Origin of the sequence: Aquiflexum sp., from assembly GCF_041749095.1 — a bacterium.
Taxonomy (GTDB): Bacteria; Bacteroidota; Bacteroidia; order Cytophagales; family Cyclobacteriaceae; genus Aquiflexum.
Genome location: NZ_JBGTCA010000546.1, coordinates 1 through 17810, shown reverse-complemented (window position 1 = coordinate 17810; position 17810 = coordinate 1). Strand labels below are relative to the sequence as shown.

The window sequence follows — 17810 nt, the reverse complement described above, 5'->3', positions numbered from 1 at the left end:
TGATCAGCTTCGCCTCTTTTGGGAAAATCGGTAGTATTAATTGCATGATGTACTAAAATATGCAATTTTTACTTTACGAACCAATGCCTTTCATTCATCATATGGCCATCGAGGTCAGGTTGTCTGAGGTTACAACCTATCCTTTATCTTTCAATCTTAAAAACTCTATGGCCCCACTATTATGTTTTTGACCCCACTCTGACCCCACTTCGTTGTTTTCTGCCCCACTATTGCCCCATTGCTGCCTTTTTTGCCCCATTATTGCCCCATTATTTCGTAATAAACCCCAGCTCCCAATGTTCCAGACTTTGCAATAACTTTAAACGATTCGAATAACTCAGTTAACTCATTTGTGGCTGTTCGTTTTGAAACCTTATTCAGCTCCTGATAATCACTATTCGTAATTTTCCCATTTGCCTTGGTAAAAAGTACAGCTTTCACCTGCCTCTCATTCAAACCAATGCTAGACAAATACTCCTCGTTGTAAATATCCTTTCTGAATTCTACCAAGAAATCGGAAGCTTCAAAAAAGTAAGAAGGTGAAGGAATCTTAGCTTCTAGACAATAATTAATCATTTTTTCGATACCTCTACCCCATGACTCGATATAGCCACTTCGGAAAAGGGTATTAGCTATATCAGGATTATAGGGCTTTGACGAATGTCTCTTTAACAAATTACTTACCGTCCAATTATCAGGTAATTGCCCATCATTCCAAATCATTATTTTGTCTTTATAAACTTTGATTTGAATAGGTGCTCCGCCTGAATAGTCTTTATGAGCGACAGCGTTGAGCAGGGCTTCACGAACCGCTTCTCTGGGATATTCATAAGTTTCTACACGAGAAATGCCTTCATAGCTGATGATGGCTTTGATGTATTTGGTAAACAATAAATCAATTGTCTGTTCAATTTGCTCAAACAGATTTCCATGGACTTCATCTTGAAAAATCAAATCTGCCTCATTTTCAAAGTAGCCAATTTTGATGTAGGCTCCCGTTACATATTTCTCTGGTTTTGGATGAAATAGAAGTACAGCAGCTCGCTTGACCATTTTCTCATCTTCCAAGTAAAGTTGCAGGCTTTCCAGCAACTCTTGTTTGGTTCCGTCCAAGTCTTCGGGTTTTAATCGTTTGCTCTTAGTCGCTTTCTTTCGGAAAAAGTCAAATGTGTCATTTTTCAATTCATCCGCTGTAATATTAGCAACGGGCACACCATCCCACTTTTTACCTTGCCGTTGCAGTAAAAATTTAGTCAAAGCTGCACCTTTCAATTCTTGTAATGTGCTTCCTGACCTATAATAGTATTTACCTCTCAAACTTATAGGAAAAGGGTATGGCTCTACAACAATTTCCAAAAAATCTTCTCCATTTTTGGTATGCAAGTTCACATCTACCATTAATCCCAAAAGATCTCTAACCTGATTAGGAATGTCTTCTAAAAGTTTCTTGGCATTTGTAAGATGCTTTACATTTCCATGATCGTCCTTACCAATAACCAAAGTCCCACCCTGTGCATTTGCAAAACCACAAATCCACTTAAAGTTCTCTTCTCGCCAAGATTCCTTCCATTCTATATTTTGGTGTTCTTTTGAATTATGATTCATGAGATAAAACTTATAATAAATATAAATTTAGAATTTAAGTTATTCACCTTTACCCTGCCCCATCCGAAACTTGATCGCATCAATCGGATCCGGAGGAGCAATCGGAAAATGTTTCATTTCATAAGACTCAACTAATGTTACCAAAAGGTCAAATTCATCTCCTTCTGTTGTATCTTTTTTAGTTCCCCACAATTCTTCAACCCTCCGTATGGCAGCATTGTAATCCTGTTCAGTTTTTATTGGTCTTATATCCATTGTCAAGTTGTTTTAGCATCTATTTTGTAATATGGTTCCAATCTTCCTGCTTTTGGTGTGATTCCTATTGCATTGGTTATTTCCAGCCAATTCTTAACGGACAACACAAAATTATTGCTTCCCGCTTGATTTCTAATTGTACCGAATTCGGTATAATTAAAATCGGAATTGTATAAAGCTTCCCATTCTCAAAGATATTCAATAGTACTTTTTAAACTCAGCCATTTAATTATTACAACCTCCTGCAATTGACTCTTGGCCATATCCGTAAGTGAGATATAGTCATTTTGATTTTGAGAAATAATTGAAATTTCAATTCCTTCAATATTTATTTTCTTTTTTTTAGCCATAGTTATCAGTCTAAAATATTTGATTAATAATTGGTAATGGAAATGATTTCGACTCCTATTCTAATTACCCCGAATTCGGTGTAATTATATTCGAAAATGTACAAAGCTTCTCATTTTCCTATATGAAAACAAACTCGATTTTTTCTGCATCCTGATCAAATCTAAGCTATTTTCCCCATTTCCAAAACCAATGCCCAAGCTTTGATTCTCAATGTACTCACCCTATCAACAAGCCTATAAAAAAACAAAACTCCCGCAGGTGATCTAACCTGGGGGGTACCTAGCTGCTACATACGGCCCGTAGCCTGCCTATTATTTGTTCCCCTAATACCACTTCTCCCCCCTATACATCTCGGTTTTAGCCGCATGTTCTCTGTTATATAGCCTGAGGTAATTTTCATCCATGACCCGGATACGATAACCCAATAAGTGGAAAAGTGGGCCTGTAAAATACTTGGCGGAATTCAGCTCTACTCTTAAAATTTCTTTTTCCCTGTTTTCCCACTTGATACCGGGAAGTAAAACCAGAAGATTGTCAAATCTGATTTTCCTGAGAAAGGACGAAAGTTTCAGGGCAAAAAGAGGAATACTACGTATCAGGAAAAAACCATCATTACCCTGCTTTTGGTATAAGGGCATAAACAGCCTTGCCGTGTATTGGGATTCAATGGGAAGGCCGTCACTGATGGCCAAAGGCGTACCTTTACTGACAATTTGAAAACTCTCAAACCCCGGCAACATATTAAATTGCTCACCATTTTGAATATGGTAAAGATAAGTGATTTCAAAAATTTCCGATACCTGCCCGGAAGCATTCTCCAGTTGGCTAAAATAATGGTCAAATTCCGGAAGGGATTTCTTTTTGAGCAGTCGGGCAAAAACAAGGGCCAAAAAAATAAAGGCAATGTTATTGGTAATGGCAGATTCCTCGTCATGTTGCCCTGATTCAAATCCTATGGCCACATATCCCAATTGATTGATATAACTCAGCAAGGGTCCCTCAAGAAACTCCTCTATCCCCAAAACTATCGGGACAGGAAACAGGACGGAAAATTTTCTATTGATCAGGGCATCATTGATGGTAATAAATGGAATGGTCTTACTGGAAGTGGAATGCAGGTCAATAAAATAATAAGGTCCGGGATCATCTTTTACTATCTCTTTTAGAATTCCCAACAAATCAACCAATTCTTCCTCCTCATCGGTAAGACCTTCTTTTTTTGCAATCTTTTTGATATTTGATTTGGACCAAATCCGGTTGAGGTCCTCTTTGATAAAGCGTTTGTTAGAGGCAAGTGCTTTGAGATTTCCACAGATTCCATAAATATTACCACGGATTTTATCCTTGATGTTATCCAGTTCACCAAACACTTTTTCCAAAGCAAAAACCCCGGCAACCTCATTGCCATGGATTCCGGCAAAAAACACCAATGTAGGTCCTGGCTTTCCGGTTTCAACTTTCCCAATTAACCTATTGACCTCAAGTTTTTGTTTTAGCGCTTTGCTATAGACCTGAACCATAAAAATCAAATATCTTTTGAGGTAACGATACCTACCAATTTATTATCCTTGACTACAGGCAGGGAATTGAAATTATGCAACTTCATCAATTCTTTTGCTTCGTCCACATTTTTATCTTGGGAAATGGTGATGAGATCTATTTTCATAAGCTTTTTTACTGCTATTGACTTGATTTCATCATTGTCAAAATAAGGAACCAAATCTTTCCAGGAAAGTAACCCTACCAGTTCGTTGTCCCCTTTGGTCACAGGCATGTGATGGATTTTCTTCCATTTCATAATGTAAAGTACAAGTTCCAAACTGTCTTTTTCTTCCACAGAAAAAATATCCGTGCTCATAACATGATGTACCTTCTTTTCAATATCAAAAGTAGTAGTGGCGCTTGGTTCCAATATTTCCAAATCAGACACCGGTGTATCATTCTCCTGATTGAGAAATATATTTGCGGCTAACACCTGTAAGGACTCATTTCTTTTTTTGGTGGTCAACAAGTTTCTATAACTTTTGATTGTCCATTCAGAACCGGAATGGGAATTCACCCTTTTTTCAATGATTGACAGGTAGGTAGTGATATCATTTTCCGAAACTCCGGCTTTCCTTAGTCCCTCATAGGCCATGGGTAGAAACACATCCAAAATCAGTCTTTTGCTGGAAACCTCTTTCCCATCCCATTTGAACTGTGCGCCCATACCATTTCTTGCGGCGTGGTAGAAATTGGATTTGGCATCTTTGAAATCCATTTCCTCATGAATGTTATAATACTTTTCCGGCCTGCCCTTCATTACCCCTATCCAAAAAACCATATTGGCAATTTGGTCAATCTGAGTGGGTCCTGCAGGAATATACCTGTTCTCAATTCTAAGATGGGGCTTCCCACCTCCTACCCCGTAGCATGTCCTGTTCCATCTGTAAACAGTTCCATTATGAAGATTGAGTGCATGGAGTTTTGGTATTTCTCCTTGTTTCAACACCTCGGTGCTATCTTCCAGCATATCACTAGTAACCAAGCTTTTAAACCTCGCCACATTATCTTTGAAAATATCGATCACTGTACCGGTTTGCCATCCATTGTCAAAACTAACCCTTGGTTGGGCCTCATTTAACAAATAAGAACTCGCACGGATATCGACTGATTGGGTAAAGAGTGCAATTCTCGTTTCACTCCATAATTCTTTGCCAAATAAAAGGGGAGAATTGCTGCAAATACCCAGAATAGGACCTGCTATTGCCTGAGACCAGTTATAAGAGGCTGTAAAGTCATCCGGATCGATCTGAAGATGCATCTGAAAACTTGTGTTACAACCTTCAAGCATCACAGAGTCATGCAGGATAGTAAGCTCATCAACTCCCCTGATATGGATGTTAAAATCCTGTGCCCTCAATTCCTTGGCGACTTCATTCAATACAAAATAGCGCTGAACATTGGTCATATTGTCCAAGGTAATGTGTTTTTGGGTGAGGGTCGGGAGGATGCCAGTCAGTATAATTTTTGAATTCCGTTTAGCTGCTTCGTTCTTGGCCTTGTCAAGCATGGCCGAAAGATCTCGATGCATCTGACTAAAGCAGTCTCCTTTAAGTTCAATCGGGTCAAGATTGATTTCGAGATTAAAATTTCCGATTTCAGTTGTAAAATGCCCGTCATTGATCTCCTTCAGTAGCTCTACAGCATTGTTATTTGGCAAAAACTCATTGGTGACAATAAAAAATTCCTGTTCTGCCCCAATCCTGATTGGTGATTTTTCTATTAAATCCTGTTGAATCATCTCCTCCAGGGCATTAATATCTTTAATCAGTCTATGAAAATATTCAGACTTGTCTTCTTTTTTGTTCAGTTTAATTACATTTTGGTTCCCCATAAGATTTGATCCAGAGTTATTTTGACCCTCTCAAGTTAGCCAATTCCCAATAAGTAGATTATGATGGAAGTCATTAAAAAAATTATCTTTTCTCAGGCTTCTGTATTCTGTCTCAAATCCAAGCCCCTACACAGTCAACCAAGTTTTTCTTGGCCTGAACCTGAAAACCTTCCCGATCGAAATCCAAATCAGGCAATATTAAGACTTCATCAAACCCAGCATCATCTCCTCCTGTTCCCGAAGTAATCAACACAATCTTTTTATTATGTTTTTTTGCAATTTGTAGCAACTCATAGCTTCCCTTTCCACCTGCTGATTGGCTGTCATACTTTCCTTCTCCGGTGATGATAATATCTGATCGTTTTACTTTTTCTTCGATTCCTACTTGGTCAAAAAACCATTGTGCTCCCATCTGAATAGTAACTGGGAAAAAGAATGAAAGTCCAAACGCTATTCCTCCTGCAGCACCAAAACCGGGTTTGTCATTTATGTCCTTGCCTGCCTTTCTGGAAAGTAAATCCAAAACATTGGAACAGCATTTTTCAAATTCCTCAAAGTCCTCCAGATCCAGACCTTTCTGTGGGCCAAAAACAGGAATTGCACCTTCTTCTCCAAAAAAATAATTGTTCACATCACACAGGCAGGTAATCATGATATCAGGTCTTTGGACAGGACTTTGGATATGTCGGAGTTTTTTAAATAGCACATCGGAAAAAACCGGTAATTCCCTACCCTTTTCATCCAAAAATAAATATCCCAATCCATTTAAGATCCCTATCCCAAGATCCACTGTAGCACTTCCCCCCAATCCAAGAACTATATTCTTTGCTCCATTCGATATGGCATTTCGGATCAATTCACCCGTGCCGTAAGTACTCGCTGTCCAGGGATTTTTTTCATACTCCTTTAAATACTTGATTCCTGAAACTGTCGATACATCCAAGTAGGCTGTATTGTTGGTTTTATCCAAAAAGTAAAACCCCGGAACAGACCTTCCCAAAGGATCCAAGGTATAAAGATCAATCCGTGGCAATTTCAATTCTTTTCCCAACAAAAAACAAGTCCCATCCCCACCGTCTGCAATTGGGCATTGAACGGAAGTGGCATCAGGAAATTTCCTGGAAATTGTATCAGAGATTATTGCCGCAGCCTCATCTGCTTCGATGGTACCTTTAAATGCATTTGGGGCTATGAGGTAGTTCATTTTAGAGATGTGAGATTTGAGATGTTAGAGGCGAGAACCGAGATGCGAGAGCCTAGATTCTAGAAAGTGTAACCTTTGAGGTCTATTTTTGGCCTATAAAGTTTTAAATTTCCAGCGAAATTCGATCATGGTAAAAGAAAGAAGTTTAATCTACCGCAAAGACCTTCGAGGTTTTAGAAAAAACCTCAAAGGTCAAAACCTTAACCTTTGAGGTCTTTTTTTGACCTCGAAGGTTTACCCTTAGGTAAAGGAGAGGCCTTTCAATCAACTTGACCCCAATCTTCCAATTTTTCAATTTTCAAATCCGCCACGGCGGACAAGTTCTTACAATCACTTCACTTTCTCCTCCTTTTTCAACTTCTCAAAGTAAACCTTTGTTGCTGCCTTTACTTTAGGGGCAAGGTAAATGGTTGAAATCATTGTTGGGATGGCCATGATGGCATACATGCCGTCAATGAAACTTACTACCACTTCGAGAGAGGCCACTGCTCCTGCCACAATAGTGACCAAATAGAAATAATTGTAATAATTGGCTTTATCTGCTCCAAACAGGTAATTGAAACACTTGTGACCATAGTAGGAATACGTAAACATGGTGGAAAGTGCAAACACCAATACAGCCACCATCAACAGGTATTTTCCAATTCCGGGAAGCGCCATTTCAAATGCTGACAAGGTTAATTTCACCCCATCATTCTCAGTACTTTCCCATGCTCCTGTCAACAAAATGACCAATGCAGTCAAGGTACAGACGACTACCGTATCAATGAAGGGACCCAACATCGCTATCAAACCTTCCCTGACCGGTTCGTTGTTTTTGGATGCTCCATGGACCATGGGTGCAGTTCCAATACCCGCTTCATTGGAAAATGCTGCCCTCCTGGCACCGATGACAATCACCGCTCCAACAGCACCTCCCATAACGGCATTGCCGGTAAAGGCATCTTCTACTATCAGCCATAACATGGCCGGCACATTGCCAATATATTGGAACATAATAATCATAACAGTTACAAAATAAAGTATCACCATAAAGGGAACCAATTTGGAAGCTACTGCGGCAATTCTTTTGATCCCTCCCAAAATTACAATGGCCACAATGACCATCATGGAAATTCCCAATACCCATTTGGTGCTTTCTCCATTATCCAATCCATAAGGTTGCAACATCACTGACCGCAAAACTGCTGTCAACTGATTGGCCTGAAAAATGGAAAGCAGACCTAAAATACCTGCAACTGAAAACAACACCGCCAGCGGCTTCCATTTTTTGCCCATCCCTTCTTCTATTACATACATTGGACCACCCTGCACCTCGCCTGAACTGTCCTTGCCCCTGTACATGATGGCAAGGCTACAGGAAAAATATTTGGTGGCCATCCCTACAAAGGCAGACATCCACATCCAAAATATCGCGCCGGGACCGCCCATATTGATGGCAATGGCTACTCCACTGATGTTTCCCAAACCTACAGTGGCCGCAATAGCAGCCGAAAGTGCCTGTCGGGAAGATATCTGACCGGGAATATTGGTTTCATCGTATTTGCCCTGCACCACTTTGATCGCATGGCCAAGGTGCCTGAAAGGCAGAAAGCCTGAATACACAAACAATAAAAACCCACCTCCCATCAATAAGATAAGCATCGGTGTATCCCATATCCAGTTACTGAAGCTGACGATAAATTCTCCCATTATTTCGATTGAAAATGAACCGGCATATTAAGGGCATTTTTTGGGAAATACAAGGGGAAGGGGGAAGGAGAAAGGATAAAGGATTAGGGATGAAGGGTGAAGGTAGATGGTAGATTTTAGATTTTAGATTTGGGGAGGAAGGAGAAAGGATGAAGTTGAAGGTAGAAGAGGGCGTCATTGCGAGGAGCACTGGAGAAACTTTGATATTTTTTATATGGTACTTCGTGCGACGTGGCAATCTCTTGGGAAAGGATGAAGGTAGATTTTAGATTTGGGGAGGAAGGATGAGGGATGAGGAAGAAGCAGATAACCATTTTAATTTTAATATTTCCCAATCTTCCAATCCAAAACCTTATTTTTGCGGCCATGTCAAGAAAAATGAAGAATAAGGTTGTCACCGACCTGAGGATAGAAAGGATTGCCACGGAAGGGAAAAGTATCGGGCATCATGAAGGGAAAGTCGTTTTTGTACAGGGAGTTGCGCCGGGTGATGTGGTCGATGTAAGGATTACTAAAGGTAAAAGTTCCTTTATGGAAGGTGAAGCTGTTCATTTTCATGAATATTCCAAAGATAGAATTGAGCCCTTTTGTCCCCATTTTGGCACCTGCGGAGGTTGCAAATGGCAGCATATCAATTATGATTTGCAGAAAAAATATAAAAGGCAACAGGTGGTCGATCAGTTTGAAAGGATAGGAAAAGTCGAAAACATGCCTGAGGTGCTTCCTATTTTGGGTTCTGAAAACATCCAATATTACCGCAACAAACTTGACTTTACTTTTTCCAACAACCGTTGGTTGACCAGGGCTGAAATCGATTCAGGTAAGGAATTTGAAAGGAACGCTTTGGGATTTCATGTGCCCAAAATGTTTGACAAAATCGTGGACATAAACCATTGTTATCTGCAGGGAGGTATTTCCAACGATGTGCGGAATTTTCTGAAAGAGTTTGCCCTAAAAGAAGGATTGACATTTTATGATTTAAGAAAGCAGACAGGACTGTTGAGAAACCTGATTATCAGAACAACCTCCACAGGCGAATCAATGGTCATCGTCCAGTTTGGCCAAAAAGAGCCTGAAGGAATTGAAAAGGTGATGACATTTTTAAATAAGGAATTCCCACAGATCACCTCCCTGCTATTCATCATCAATCTCAAAGGAAATGAGACATTCAACGATCTCGAAGTGCAAACCTTTGCCGGAAAAGATTATATAGAGGAAATAATGGAAGGACTGAGATTTCGCATTGGCCCTAAGTCTTTTTTTCAGACCAACTCAAACCAAGCCTACGAGTTGTATAAAGTGGCGAGGGAATTTGCGGATTTGAAAGGTAATGAGGTGGTTTATGACCTTTATTCGGGTACAGGCACCATCGCCAACTTTGTCTCCAAGCAGTCCAAGCAAGTCATAGGGATAGAATATGTGGAAGCGGCTATAGATGACGCCAAGCTCAACTCAAAGGTCAATGGACTTGACAACACCCTTTTCTATGCCGGAGATATGAAAGATTTGCTAAATGAAGATTTCATTGCAAAACATGCCCGACCTGACGTCATCATCACTGACCCTCCTAGGGCAGGAATGCATGAGGATGTAGTGAAAATGCTGCTGAGACTTGAAGCGCCTAAGATTGTGTATGTCAGTTGCAATCCTGCTACGCAGGCAAGGGATGTGGCTATTTTGACAGAAAAATATACTGTGGACAGGATACAGCCTGTGGATATGTTTCCGCAGACCTATCACGTAGAAAATGTTGTAAGATTAACTTTAAAACCATGATATCAGATTTCAACGATCCCGAATTGAGCGGGAAATACCTGGGAACCATCACAAAGGATTTTATCCAGGTTTCGGAGATCCTCAAAGAAGCTTCCTATCAGGTCAGAAGTAGAAAGTTTTCCTCCTACCCCATCTTTCCTATTTCAAAAGGCGAGCAACCTATTGGTCAATTGCTTTTGGGTAAAAAAGAAAAAAACCTGGACTGGAATTATTACATCACCTATTTGGATGAGTTTATACAAAGAAAACTGATAGCAGAAGAATTGCAGGAAGATTTCAAAAAAGCTTATAAAGACCCTGATGAATTTTGCTGTCTGTTCGTTGTGGATGGTGGATTTACAAGTTTTGTGTATGTGCCTTATCCAGAGGATTGATGATTTTTGTTTCTTAAAAATTTCATTATTCTTAAAGAACTTAAAATAAAATTTTAAAATCTGATAATTTTCTTAATAATCATTGCTTCAATTCCAATTAATTCTTTACTTTAATGGAAATTTTTCATTCTGTAAATGGAAAAGAAAGCAACCCAAAATATCCCCTATTTGGTATCCCGATTAAAAGAAGGGAATGAAAATGCTTTTACCGAACTTTTTGGATTTTTCAGACCTAAGATTATCAATACCTCCAAAAAAATGTATTTGTCAAATGAGGATGCAGAAGAGATCGTACAAGAGGTGTTTTTGATTATTTGGAAAAATAGGCAAGACCTAAAATGTGAACTTTCTTTCAATGCCTACCTTTTGTCAATTCTAAAATCGCTGATCATCAAAAAGTCCCGAAAAGAAGCCAAGAGAATCGCATATGAAAAATATGCCATCTATATGAATCAGGGAATTGATGAGGATTCAGAGAGCGTTTATGAAAAAAGAGAAATGGAGTCACTTGCATTGGTTGCAGTCGCAAAACTTCCTGACTTTCAAAAAGAAGTTTATATATTAAAGAATCAGGAAAATCTGGGCACCGAAGAAATTGCGATAAAAATGGGAATTTCAAAACGAACTGTTGAAAACCATATTTATAAAGCCACTAAATCCATAAAAAAGACGCTTTTAGCCAAATATTTATTACCCATGAACCCATTAACTTCAATTATTATTTTTATAAGTTATTACCACTTTGTTTGACATAAACATAAAAATAGACTATATTTTTTAAAAATAAATTAATTATTTCAAACCATGTAAGTATAACATTCCCCTTCTGGCTATATATAGCAAACAAATAGCTAATGGGATTCAGTAAAAAAGAAATCCGGGATTTTTATGATGGAAATCTTTCAAAAAAAAGAGCACAGGAATTTCTGGTTTGGCTCAACTCCAAAGAAGGTAAAAAGACCTACCGGGAAATGATTGAGAAAATCTGGGCTGAAGAATTGGAAAGGGGCAGTGCAACAAAGGAAGTTAATTTGAGCGGATTAAAGGCAGGCAATGCCAAGGATAATGCATTGAACAAAAACCGGACAGAAAGACACCTTCAAATTTCTTTTATTTCCAAAATTGCTGCAGGTCTTTTGGCCATATTGACAGTCAGCTATTTGTTTTATTTGAACAGGGAGATTGAATCAGACAATAATCAAGTTGCCTATACTGCTCCCAAAGAAATTGTGAAGACGATCCCAAAGGGACAAAAATCCAAATTCACCCTTCCTGATGGATCAACTGTATATCTGAATTCAGAAAGTTCAATACAGTACAAGGAAGATTTTATCCAAAACAGAACCATAAAACTGACCGGTGAAGCATTTTTTGAAGTAGTTGAAAATAAAGAATACCCTTTTTTAGTCTTAACAGGCAATCTCAGTACGACAGCATTGGGCACAAGCTTTAATATCAAGGCGTATGCTGATACCCCTAGATCAGAAGTAAGTTTAGCCACGGGAAAAGTCAAGGTTGAAGACATCAACCATCAATCACATATCGAAATCAATCCCGGCGAAAGTATCCGCTACTACGATTCAAAGGGTATTATGGAAATAAAGAAAGTGGATATTTCAAAGGTTTTGAATTGGAAAGAAGGTATCCTTCAATTTGAAAAAGTGCCACTGCCTGAAGTTGTTGAAACTTTGGAAAGATGGTACGGTGTGGACATTGTCGTTGCAGGAAATAAGCCTGTGCCAAACATCAAATGTACCGGAACATTCAAACCAAATGAATACCTGTCCAATGTCCTGGATGTCTTTGGTCATTCCATTGGATTTGAATTTAAAATCGAAGAAAAAAATGTTTTGCTGGACTTTAATTGAAATGGCCTATGAAAAGAAAAAACAGATAAACCTATCAGATTTTCATTTCCTTATCTGATATCGTTAATCCAAACCTGCGCAAAGGTTGAAAAAGGAAAATTATCTTAAATTATTGTTTGTACAAAACAACCCAAAATATGATACCATCACTATACCAAACAATGATTACAGTCTTCAAATATGCCCTATTGAGTCTTATTTTATTGACTGTAACTTACCATGAAGTATTTGCGGAAAGCAATCCTGGCCAGGTAAGAAGTATTGATGAAGTTTTCATCAAACTGGATATCAGGGAAGGCAATCTGGAAGCGATTCTAAATGCCATCGAGAAAAAAACAGATTACAGTTTTTTTTATACCGAAAAAAACATTAAGGACAAGGAAAAGATCCAATTGAACCTTTCCAAAGGTACTGTTGCAGATTTTTTGACAGAAGTTGCTAAAAAGAAACATTTGCATTTTAAGCAAGTGAACAACATCATCAGTGTACGTTCCCTAGATAAGGAATCCACCAAAAATAAAACCTTTATTGAGATTGATGCAGCAGATGTGATAGTTTCGGGAACTGTTACAAGCCAATCGGGAGAGACATTGCCCGGTGTGGCCATTTCTGTATCCGGAACAAGTACCGGAACCGTGACCGATCTTAACGGAAATTATCAATTGAATGTCCAGGAAGGTGCCACTTTGGTTTTTTCCTATATCGGTTTTGCAACCCAGCGTATACAAATTGGCAACAGGTCCCAGATAGACGTTGTAATGGTACCAGAGTTAAGAGGGTTGGAAGAAGTCGTTATCACTGCTTTAGGTATTGAAAAATCGGCACGGAGCATTGGTTATTCCGCTACCAATGTATCCTCAGATGAATTGGCTATCAACAGGACACCCAATATCATGAACACCCTGCAGGGAAAGGTAGCAGGTGTCAACATTTCCGGTTTAGGAACCGGGCCAGGTGGCACCTCCAAGATCCGTATCAGAGGTCAATCCTCCATTGCAGGTCAGAACAGTCCTCTAATTGTAATTAACGGTGTTCCAATTGACAATACCAATTTTGGTTCAAGGACCGGAAACCAAGGCTCGGATAGTTCTATCGGAACCAGGGGAGGCGGCAACACCTCTGATGGTGGTGATGGATTAAGCAGTATCAACCCCGATGATGTTGAAAGCATGACGGTACTTAAAGGTGCTGCAGCTTCGGCTCTTTATGGATCCAGGGCCAAAGATGGCGTGATCATGATTACCACCAAATCTAAAGGGGACTCCCAGGGAATCGGAGTGACATATAACCTGAATTATACCAATGAGACCCCACTTGATTTTACTGATTATCAATATGAATATGGCCAAGGAGAGCAAGGTTTGAGACCCACAACTCCTAATCCTACCTCAGGACAATGGTCCTTCGGAGAAAAATTCCAACCCGGAATGACTCAGGTGCTTTTCGATGGGCTCACAGTGCCATATCAGCCTGTAAGAAACCGGGTTAGAGATTTTTTCAGAAACGGTCATAATACCACCAACTCCGTCACCCTTTCCTCAAATAGCGACAAGGGAGGAATGTCCTTTTCCTTTGCGGATATGAACAGCAAAGGTATTGTGCCAAACAATACCTTTAACCGAAAGACTGTAAATTTGGGTTTTACCTACGATTTGAGCCCCAAACTCAACTTTAGGGGCAATATCAATTATTCTGTAGAGAATAATAAAAACCCGCCAAATGTAGCTCAACAAGACAACACCATACCTGTAGCGTTATATAATCTTGCCAATTCAATGCCACTTGACGTTTTGCGTGACAATGCTGTAGATGCAAATGGCAATGAGTTTGTCTATTCCCGGTTTAGAAACAGGACCAATCCCTACTTTACCTTGGAAAAACAATTTCAGAATATCAAACGGGATAGGATTTTTGGAAATGTTGCAGTCAACTATAAATTACTTCCATGGTTGTCGGTTATGGGTCGCGTAGGGCAGGATTACTGGTCCAGGGATCAGGAAATCAACAATTTCCCAACCGGACAGGCCTCTAGGGCCCTTGCACCTGCGGGGTTTGTCAATGGTCAATTTACCCAGGAAGCCAGACGGTTCAGGGAAGTCAATGCGGATTTCTTGTTGACCGGAAATCAAACCTTTGGGGATTTTACAGTAACCGCCAATTTTGGTGGAAACCACATGTACCGTAATTCAGAAGTCAACAGTGTTTTGGTTGAGGATTTTGTGGTAAGGGATTTATATACAGTTCAAAATGCACGGATAAAAGATCCTATTTATAACTTAAGTGAAAGAGCAGTCAACTCATTATATGGATTTGCTGAATTTTCATATAAGAACATGCTATTCCTCCAAGGAACCGTAAGAAACGACTGGTTCTCCACGCTTTCGCCGGCAAACAGAAGTATTTTGTACCCTTCAGTATCAACCAGCTATGTTTTTACGGAAAATTTAGGAACCACAGGTTGGCTAAATTTTGGTAAACTTCGTTTGGCTTATGCTGAAGTTGGAAGTGATGCGGATGTGGGACCTTATTCTAATGTTCTTTTCTACGGAATCAATGCCAATCTTTTCCGGGGACAGCCTGTGGGAGGTACCGGAGGGTCTGTTCCCAACCCCAACTTGAGGCCAATGCGGGTAGCAGAGACTGAAATAGGTCTTGATTTGATATTGTTTCAGGGCAAAGTAAGCTTAGATTTGGCCGCTTACAATAAAATAACTACCGATCAAATTGTAAATGCCCAGATATCTAGTGCTTCCGGGTTTAACAACACTGCAATCAATAGTGGCAAAAGCAGTAATAAAGGAATTGAAATGTTGCTTACAGTGGTACCTATAGAGAATAAAAATTTTATGTGGGAGTCATCCTTTAATGGAGCCTATAACATCACCAAGGTCTTAAGCCTGCTTACTGATACACCTGGTGAGCGGATCACCGTAGGAACCCATGCCTTCAATGGTGAACTCAGGCAGGTAGTCGGTATGGAAATGGGGCAAGTTACCGGATTTGGATACAGAAGAGATGCCCAAGGCCGTCAGATTTTTGGCACCAATGGATTGCCTTTAAGAACTGAAGATCTTGTCAATTTTGGAAGTGCCTTACCAAGATGGGTAGGCGGGTTCAACAATTCCTTCAATTATAAAGGAGTATCCCTATCTTTCCTCATTGATTTCAAATTGGGAGGCACCATGTTGTCCGGAACCAATTTCAATGCTGTAAGACATGGACTACACAAAATGACCTTGCAAGGTCGGGAAGGTGGTGTAGTTGGAGATGGTGTCAATATCCAGGGAGAAACCAACACCGTAGCAGCTCCTGTGCAGTCTTATTGGGAGGTGGTGAGGTCCCAGGCATTGGTAGAACCGGTCATATATGATGATGGCTATTGGAAGCTTAGGCAGATCACTATGGGATATGATTTTACCAAACACTTGCCCGAAAGATTTCCAGTCAGATCGCTCAGGCTGAATTTGGTAGCCAATAATGTTTTGATGCTCAAAAAATGGGTGGATAATATAGATCCTGAAACATTTGGATTCTCCTCGGATAACTTAGCTGGAATGGAATCAACCGGGCTTCCTTCTACCAGAGGTTTGGGCTTTAATCTTAATGCTAAATTTTAAAAAAGGAAATCATGAAAAATATATATAAATATGTGTTTATAGGGCTTTTTCTAGGCTATTGCACAGCATGTGATCAGAATTTTGATGAATTGAATACCAACAGGGTTGCCGCAACGGCTATTGATCCGGCATTTCTTTTAAATAATGCGGTACTGAATTCAGGATATCCCGGAGGAGCCCTTGTTTATGATATGGGAATAGTCCAGCAGATCATCTCCCCAAATTCAGGCGTGCTAACGGGGGCAAATTTTAACCAGGACAACAGGAATTCTACCGGGTCAATTTGGGGTAGTTATTATGGTGGTGTGATCAAAAACACCAGAGATGTAATGTTCCGGATCAAAGACAATCCCTCCCGAAGCAACTTATTGCAAATGGCAAGAATTGTACAGGCCAGGGCATTTATGATTTTGGTGGACACCTATGGATATATTCCATATTTCCAAGGAGGTACAGGATTCAGCGACCAGGTTTTCTTTCCTGTATATGATGCACCGGAGGTAGTTTATGCGGATATCCTCAAGGAACTTGAAGAAGCTTCAGCGGCATTGAGTACTTCCGGAAGGATTGAAACTGCTGATGTGCTTTTCTTTGGTGACATTGCCAAATGGAAAAAGCTTGGTTATTCCCTTCTTTTAAGAGCAGGTATGAGGATGAGCAAAGTCAATCCAGGTACTGCCCAACAAGTGGTAGCTAAGGCATTTCAAGGCGGTGTCATACTTACCAATGCTGACAATGCTGTTGTCCTTCAGGATAATAATTATACCAACGGAATTGGAAATACCCTGAACTCAACAGAGGCTTCCAATTATTATATGACCGAACCATTTGTCAATTTTCTGAAAAACAGCAATGACCCCAGGCTTTCTTCCATTGCAGTCAGATATGTGGGAGCAAGATCAGGACCAGAACAACAACCTGCAGTTGCCAGCACTGCTCCTGCCCTACAAATCGGGATGCCCATGGGTAACGATGATAAAGGGGCAGTTCAAGCAGCAATCGATGCTGGTTTGGCAAGTTTCTATGAATTTAGTCAGATTGATCGACTGAGGGTTGGAAGCAGGTTTGCTCCTACATTTTGGGTAAGCGCATCTCAAACATTGTTGCTGCTTGCAGAGGCACGTCATAGAGGGTGGATTACATCAGGGTCAGCAGCAGAATATTTTGAAGCAGGTGTCAGAGCTCATATGAATCAGATGGAAAGTTTTTCTCCTGCTTCAGCCGTTGCGCCTGCTGATATTAATGCATACATTTCAGCAAATCCTTTGGTGGATAATACCGCTTTGGAACAAATCAATTCTCAATATTGGGTTTCATCTGTTATGAATGGCCCGGAGGCCTGGGCCAATTTCAGAAGAAGCGGATTTCCTAACCTTGCCCCAAATCCATTTCCAGGCAGGGAAGTTCTATTTATTAATCGGTTGACTTACCCTAACTCTGAGATTTCCGTCAACAGCGAAAATGTACAGGCAGCTATTGCTGCGATGGGACCGGATAATTTGGAAACCAAGATATGGTGGGCAAAGTGATGATAAAGTTTTACAGGTCCGGTAATATCCGGACCTGATTTTTTACCTAAATTGAGCATTGACCTTTAAACCCATTCAACCATGATTAGGAAAATCATTGGATTAATCATCATTTCCATATTAATTTTCAGTACAGCTTTTACTCAACAAATCTCTAAAGAAG

At 39.9% G+C, this 17810-nt stretch carries 13 protein-coding genes; 6 read left to right on the top strand and 7 right to left on the bottom strand.

What is annotated here, in order from left to right:
• Nucleotides 1-258: 258 nt before the first annotated feature.
• The 7 genes from ACEW8O_RS24515 to ACEW8O_RS24485 all read right to left on the bottom strand — a co-directional run bounded on the left by ACEW8O_RS24515 (nucleotide 259) and on the right by ACEW8O_RS24485 (nucleotide 8483).
• Entirely contained in the window at nucleotides 259-1605 is a 1347-nt protein-coding gene (locus tag ACEW8O_RS24515; RefSeq protein WP_373497264.1) for an ATP-binding protein, read from the bottom strand.
• A gap of 39 nt (nucleotides 1606-1644) precedes the next feature.
• Nucleotides 1645-1860: a type II toxin-antitoxin system HigA family antitoxin gene (locus ACEW8O_RS24510; protein ID WP_373497263.1), complete on the bottom strand. Its 216-nt coding sequence runs from the start codon at nucleotides 1858-1860 to the stop codon at nucleotides 1645-1647.
• Nucleotides 1861-2048: 188 nt separating this feature from the next.
• Nucleotides 2049-2210 (bottom strand): KilA-N domain-containing protein, encoded by a 162-nt coding sequence (locus ACEW8O_RS24505; protein WP_373497262.1) that lies wholly within the window; start codon nucleotides 2208-2210, stop codon nucleotides 2049-2051.
• Between the two features lie 324 nt (nucleotides 2211-2534).
• Nucleotides 2535-3731 (bottom strand): succinylglutamate desuccinylase/aspartoacylase family protein, encoded by a 1197-nt coding sequence (locus ACEW8O_RS24500; RefSeq protein ID WP_373497261.1) that lies wholly within the window; start codon nucleotides 3729-3731, stop codon nucleotides 2535-2537.
• A gap of 5 nt (nucleotides 3732-3736) precedes the next feature.
• Entirely contained in the window at nucleotides 3737-5587 is a 1851-nt protein-coding gene (locus ACEW8O_RS24495; protein ID WP_373497260.1) for a CBS domain-containing protein, read from the bottom strand.
• A gap of 112 nt (nucleotides 5588-5699) precedes the next feature.
• Nucleotides 5700-6791: a glycerate kinase gene (locus ACEW8O_RS24490; RefSeq protein WP_373497259.1), complete on the bottom strand. Its 1092-nt coding sequence runs from the start codon at nucleotides 6789-6791 to the stop codon at nucleotides 5700-5702.
• Between the two features lie 330 nt (nucleotides 6792-7121).
• Nucleotides 7122-8483, bottom strand: coding sequence for an alanine/glycine:cation symporter family protein (locus ACEW8O_RS24485; protein ID WP_373497258.1), 1362 nt, complete (start codon nucleotides 8481-8483; stop codon nucleotides 7122-7124).
• Between the two features lie 366 nt (nucleotides 8484-8849).
• Here ACEW8O_RS24485 and rlmD point away from each other — a divergent pair, with 366 nt between their 5' ends.
• The 6 genes from rlmD (at nucleotide 8850) to ACEW8O_RS24455 (ending at nucleotide 17647) form a co-directional block, all read left to right on the top strand.
• Nucleotides 8850-10259, top strand: a complete 1410-nt coding sequence (gene rlmD / locus ACEW8O_RS24480) for a 23S rRNA (uracil(1939)-C(5))-methyltransferase RlmD (RefSeq protein WP_373497257.1) — start codon at nucleotides 8850-8852, stop codon at nucleotides 10257-10259.
• Nucleotides 10256-10633, top strand: coding sequence for a hypothetical protein (locus ACEW8O_RS24475; RefSeq protein WP_373497256.1), 378 nt, complete (start codon nucleotides 10256-10258; stop codon nucleotides 10631-10633). Before rlmD ends, ACEW8O_RS24475 begins: the two co-directional genes overlap by 4 nt.
• Before the next feature lie 135 nt (nucleotides 10634-10768).
• Nucleotides 10769-11383, top strand: coding sequence for an RNA polymerase sigma factor (locus ACEW8O_RS24470; protein ID WP_373497255.1), 615 nt, complete (start codon nucleotides 10769-10771; stop codon nucleotides 11381-11383).
• Between the two features lie 104 nt (nucleotides 11384-11487).
• On the top strand, nucleotides 11488-12501 hold the full coding sequence (locus ACEW8O_RS24465; protein ID WP_373497254.1) for a FecR family protein: 1014 nt from the start codon (nucleotides 11488-11490) through the stop codon (nucleotides 12499-12501).
• Nucleotides 12502-12638: 137 nt separating this feature from the next.
• Nucleotides 12639-16118, top strand: a complete 3480-nt coding sequence (locus ACEW8O_RS24460; RefSeq protein WP_373497253.1) for a SusC/RagA family TonB-linked outer membrane protein — start codon at nucleotides 12639-12641, stop codon at nucleotides 16116-16118.
• 11 nt (nucleotides 16119-16129) lie between these two features.
• Nucleotides 16130-17647 (top strand): SusD/RagB family nutrient-binding outer membrane lipoprotein, encoded by a 1518-nt coding sequence (locus ACEW8O_RS24455; RefSeq protein WP_373497252.1) that lies wholly within the window; start codon nucleotides 16130-16132, stop codon nucleotides 17645-17647.
• Nucleotides 17648-17810 lie beyond the last annotated feature (163 nt).

Bases quoted from the DNA above. Each gene is read 5' to 3' on its own strand.
- ACEW8O_RS24490 (WP_373497259.1), bottom strand. From the start codon at position 6,791: ATGAACTACCTCATAGCCCCAAATGCATTTAAAGGTACCATCGAAGCA.
- ACEW8O_RS24470 (WP_373497255.1), top strand. From the start codon at position 10,769: ATGGAAAAGAAAGCAACCCAAAATATCCCCTATTTGGTATCCCGATTA.
- ACEW8O_RS24515 (WP_373497264.1), bottom strand. From the start codon at position 1,605: ATGAATCATAATTCAAAAGAACACCAAAATATAGAATGGAAGGAATCT.
- rlmD (WP_373497257.1), top strand. From the start codon at position 8,850: ATGTCAAGAAAAATGAAGAATAAGGTTGTCACCGACCTGAGGATAGAA.
- ACEW8O_RS24495 (WP_373497260.1), bottom strand. From the start codon at position 5,587: ATGGGGAACCAAAATGTAATTAAACTGAACAAAAAAGAAGACAAGTCT.
- ACEW8O_RS24510 (WP_373497263.1), bottom strand. From the start codon at position 1,860: ATGGATATAAGACCAATAAAAACTGAACAGGATTACAATGCTGCCATA.
- ACEW8O_RS24455 (WP_373497252.1), top strand. From the start codon at position 16,130: ATGAAAAATATATATAAATATGTGTTTATAGGGCTTTTTCTAGGCTAT.
- ACEW8O_RS24505 (WP_373497262.1), bottom strand. From the start codon at position 2,210: ATGGCTAAAAAAAAGAAAATAAATATTGAAGGAATTGAAATTTCAATT.
- ACEW8O_RS24475 (WP_373497256.1), top strand. From the start codon at position 10,256: ATGATATCAGATTTCAACGATCCCGAATTGAGCGGGAAATACCTGGGA.
- ACEW8O_RS24500 (WP_373497261.1), bottom strand. From the start codon at position 3,731: ATGGTTCAGGTCTATAGCAAAGCGCTAAAACAAAAACTTGAGGTCAAT.
- ACEW8O_RS24460 (WP_373497253.1), top strand. From the start codon at position 12,639: ATGATACCATCACTATACCAAACAATGATTACAGTCTTCAAATATGCC.
- ACEW8O_RS24465 (WP_373497254.1), top strand. From the start codon at position 11,488: ATGGGATTCAGTAAAAAAGAAATCCGGGATTTTTATGATGGAAATCTT.
- ACEW8O_RS24485 (WP_373497258.1), bottom strand. From the start codon at position 8,483: ATGGGAGAATTTATCGTCAGCTTCAGTAACTGGATATGGGATACACCG.